This is a genomic window from Deltaproteobacteria bacterium (assembly GCA_003696105.1).
Taxonomy (GTDB): Bacteria; Myxococcota_A; Polyangia; order Haliangiales; family J016; genus J016.
Map to the genome: position 1 here is coordinate 1 of RFGE01000083.1, position 4,215 is coordinate 4,215.

Below are 4,215 nucleotides of genomic sequence, written 5' to 3' on the forward strand. Positions count from 1 at the left end.
GGATCGTCGGTGCTGGCTTTGAGCGCCGGGATGAGCAGCGAGTCGAGCGCCAGTTCGAACAGCACGATGGTCGCGGTCGACAGCTCGTACAGGCTCACGCGATCGGCGCGCTCGAAATCGCGCTCGAGTTCGCGGAACATCCACCGCGCGCCGCGCGGCAGATCGCGCCACGTCGCGCCGTAGCGCGCGGCCAGTCGAACCTCCGCCTCCGCGTGGCGCAGCTCGTCCTGCTCGAACAGGCGGTAGATGGCGGCGGCACGCGGATCGTCCTGAAACTCGGCGGCGAGAGCGAACACCTTGGCCGCCTGGCGCTCGAGCCCGGCGGTAAACAGCAGCGACAAGCCGGCCTCCCGCCGCTGCCTCGGCGTGAGGCGGTCGGCGCCGGCCAACGGCTGCGACCAGTCGAAGTCGTCCACCGACCACTGGCCGTCGCGAACGGTTTGCAACATGCGGTCGAGATCGAGGTCCATCGCGCCTCCTCAAAGTATACAGCAATGTATACTGTACACGAAAGCCATCGGTGTCAAGCCGGCAAATTGCGGGCTGATATTGCGCGACGGAAGAACCATGTATACAGTAATGTAGATTACCGTGCGAAAGCTCAGTGCGAGACCTGCCGCGAGACGCGCCCGCCGGCGCGGCCGCCCCGATCCGGCCTTCTCCGCGCGCACGCAGATTCTGATCGGCGCCGCCGAGGCGTTCGGCCGCAACGGCTACGCCGACACCTCGGTGGAGGACGTGCTGCGCGCCGCGGGCGTGTCGCGGCGCACCTTCTACCGGTTCTTCCGCAACAAGGACGACGTGTTCGCCCAGCTGTACGAGACCGCGACCCTGCTGTTCGTGCAAGCGATGCGCAACGCCATCGCGATCGGAGACACGCCCGAGCAGAAGCTGCGCAACGCGATCGACACCTACCTGCGCGCGCCCGAGGACGTCGGGCCGGTGTTCGGCGTGTTGATGACGGAGAGTTCCCGGCCCGGCACCCCGCTGTACGAGCGCCGCCAGGCGGTCATCGACGAGTTGGTGTCGCTGTTTGCCGACGACGCGCGCGCGCACCGCGGCCGCGACATCGATCCGCTGATCGTGCGCGGGATCATCGCCGCCGCCGAGCGGATCGCGCTGCACGTGTTCTGCGAGGCGCCGGGCGATCCGAGCCTGAAACAGCGCGCGCGGCGCGCGCTGCTGCACATCGCGTCGGCGGCGCTGTCGCCGCCCGACGGCGAAGGCGACGCCGACGGGGCGGGCGACGCGCCGGCCGCGAGCGACGCCCCCGCGCCGGCGGCGGCCGACGCGCGCTGCGAGCCGGCCGCCGCCCGCGAGCCGGACCGGCCGTAGCGCGCCGACCCGACCGGCCGGCGCACGACCGCGCGGAGTCCGCGCCGCGTTCTCCGGCCGGACGCCGCCGCCGCGCGACCCGGACGCTACCGCCGCGCCCGCGCCAGCAGCGCCGCGCACGCCGGATCGGCCGCCGCCTCGTCGATCGCCCGCGCCATCTTGCGGCGCCAGTTCGGCCGCTCGCGCCCGGTCCCCGGCACGTTCTGCGGCCGCGTCTCGCCCCACAGATCCTCGAGCGACACGAGCACCGCCCACGCCTCGCTGGCTGCCAGGCGCGCGATCGCGTCGCCGATGTCCGCGCCCGGACAGGCGGCGGCAAACGGCGGCGTGTCGTGGGTGTTCAGACTCGCGACGCAGCCGGGCGGCACCGGATCGTCGGGCGCGAGTTGGGCGACGTACATGCGCCGCAACCCGCGCCTCGCCATCTCGTCGCGCACCGCCGGCTCGACCGTGCCGAGATCCTCACCGACGATCGCACAGCGGTGGCGGTACGACTCGACGCACACGACCGCGACGAGTTCGTCGGCCGGCATCCGCACGTACACGCCCTCGGTCGCCGGAAACCCGCGCGGGATCCAAAACCGGCGAAACAGCCCCATCACATGATCGATGCGCAGCACGCGCGCGAACTCCGCGTGCGCGCGCACGCACTCGGCGAAGTAGCGGTGGCCGGTCCGCCGGCTGCGTTCCGGGTGCAGCGCGGGGACGGTCCAGTCCTGGCCGCCGGCAAACAGCGGGTCCGGCGGCGCGCCGACCGACACTCCCGCCGCGAACGCGTCCGCCTCCCGCACGGCGTCGAATCCGCGCGGGTGGACGCCGACCGGCAGGTCGAGGTACAGGCCGCGCCCCGCGAGCGCCGCGAGCTGCTCGCGACACAACCACTGCACGTAGAGGTGATAGCGGCGGGCGTCCTCGTCGCCGCCGGCGCGAAACGCCGCGTAGGCGTCGGCCAGCGGCGTCGCCGCGCGCCACCGCTCGAAGGCGTCGCGGCGCGGCGACGCGGACGCCCACAGGCGCCGCGCGGCGTCCCGCAGCAGCGGTTCGCGCGCGGCGTGCAGCCCGGGGTAGTCGACCTCGCCGGCGGCGTCGAGCGCGGCGGCCGACCGGACGAACGCCTCGGGCAGCGCGTCGATCTCGGGCACGGCCGACAGATCGAGGTACAGCTCGTTCCAGAACCGGCGCGACACCGGCAGATACGGGCTCGGCTCGTCGGGGAACGCGGCGAGCAACGGCAGCGTCCCGACGACGGAGCCGCCGAGCCCGCGCACCCAGTCGATGCAGTGCGCCAGGTCGGTCAAATCGGCGCCGCCGTGGACGCGGGTGCGCGCGCTGCGCAGCGCGTACAGCGGCGCGAACACGCCCCACGTGCGCTCGCCGGCGGGCGGCTCGTGGCAGCGCGACGGCGCGGCGATCACGTGCGCGCGCTCGCCGCCCGCGACCAGCGCGTGGTAGCCGATCGGCAGGTCGCGCAGCGCCAGCGGCGCGCCGGTCACCGGCCGCACGCCGCCGTCCTCGCACACCAGCTCGGCGGGACCGGGCGCGTCGACGTCGGCGCGGCCGTCCCACGCGACGATCACCGGCGGCAAGCGGCGCGCCGCGCGGCGGCGCGCGCGGTCGAGCAGGACGCGGCCGGCGTCGTCGGGACTCGCGAGATCCTCGCCGAGCGCGCGAATCACCGCGACCAGCGCGTCGGGCGACGCGCGGCGCACCGCGCCGAACGCATCGACGTACTCGGTCTGGACGCCGCAGTCGCGCGCGAGCGCCTCGAGCTGTCGCATCACGGGCGCGAGCATACCCGCGCGGCCGGCCGGCGACAGCCGCGCGCGGCCGGTCGCGCGCGGTCGCCCCGATGTGGGCCACCGCGGCGCCCCGTGGTAGGACACGGGCGATGACCCCATCCCGCGCGCGCCCGATGTCGCCCGCCGCGGCCGTCGCCGCCGCGAGCGCGTGGGCGGTCCTGCTCGCGGCCGCCGGCTGCCGCGAGCGCCCCGCACCCGACCGCACCAGCCCGCCGGCCGCCGCGCACGACGCCGCCGCGGCGGTCGCCGCCGCCGCGCCGCCGCCGACGTGCCCCGCTCGCGACGACCTCGCGCGCCGACTGCGCGCCGCGTGGGCGGTCGCACCGGACGAGCGGGTCGACGTCATCGCGTGCGCGCCGGGGGCGTTTCCGGAGCCCGGTTGGTTCGCGATGGCGTGGGTGGACGCCGGCGATCCGTCCTATCCGGACCGGTCGTCGCTCCGCCGGGCGCTCGTGTCGCCCGACGGCCGGTCGATCGCCGAGGCTCCGGCGCAGCGCGTGTCGCCGCGCGAGCGCGCCGAGGAGCTGGACTACGACGCGGTCGAAGTGCGCGACGTCGACGGCGACGGCGACGCCGACGCGATCACCTACGAGGAGGAGATCGCGGGCCGCGGCGTCGAGGCGACGGCGCTGGTCGTGCTGGCGCGCGACGGCGCGCGGCTGGTCGAGGCGCTCATCGTGCCGCTGGCCTACGAGGAGACCGACGACGCGGACGACGGCGACCGCGCGCCGCGCGTCGCCTGCAGCGCGAGCGTGACGTTCGACGGCCGGCGCATCGCGGTCGACGCGCCCGAGCGCCCGCCGGCCGGCGCGCCGCCGGATCGGTGCGCGACCGCGGCGGTGTACGAGCTGCGCGGCGCCGCGGCGGTCCGCGTCGGCCCGGCCGACGCCGGCCGGTGACCCGCGGCGAGGCCGGCGCGGCGGCTGCCCGCGCCCGCCCGGGACGTCCGCGCCGACGGCGTCACCGAACGCCAACGACAGCAGATACAACCGTTCGTTGGACCGGTGCATCGCGCCGCGGACCGGCGCATCCCGCCGCGGACCGGTGCATCGCGCCGCGGACCGGCGCATCCCGCCGCGGA

At 75.7% G+C, this 4,215-nt stretch carries 4 protein-coding genes; 2 read left to right on the plus strand and 2 right to left on the minus strand.

The features are described from left to right. Nucleotides 1-470 (minus strand): hypothetical protein (locus tag D6689_05245; GenBank protein RMH43394.1); only part of this gene is annotated, 470 nt, incomplete at its 3' end. Between the two features lie 115 nt (nt 471-585). Between D6689_05245 and D6689_05250 the strand changes: the two genes are divergently transcribed. Further along, a complete protein-coding gene (locus D6689_05250; GenBank protein ID RMH43395.1) occupies nt 586-1,335 on the plus strand; it encodes a TetR/AcrR family transcriptional regulator in 750 nt (249 codons plus the stop codon). Between the two features lie 86 nt (nt 1,336-1,421). Here the strand turns inward: D6689_05250 and D6689_05255 are convergent, their stop codons facing one another. Beyond that, a complete protein-coding gene (locus D6689_05255; protein RMH43396.1) occupies nt 1,422-3,116 on the minus strand; it encodes a 4-alpha-glucanotransferase in 1,695 nt (564 codons plus the stop codon). A gap of 107 nt (nt 3,117-3,223) precedes the next feature. Between D6689_05255 and D6689_05260 the strand changes: the two genes are divergently transcribed. Continuing rightward, nucleotides 3,224-4,033: a hypothetical protein gene (locus D6689_05260; GenBank protein ID RMH43397.1), complete on the plus strand. Its 810-nt coding sequence runs from the start codon at nt 3,224-3,226 to the stop codon at nt 4,031-4,033. Nucleotides 4,034-4,215: the final 182 nt, after the last annotated feature.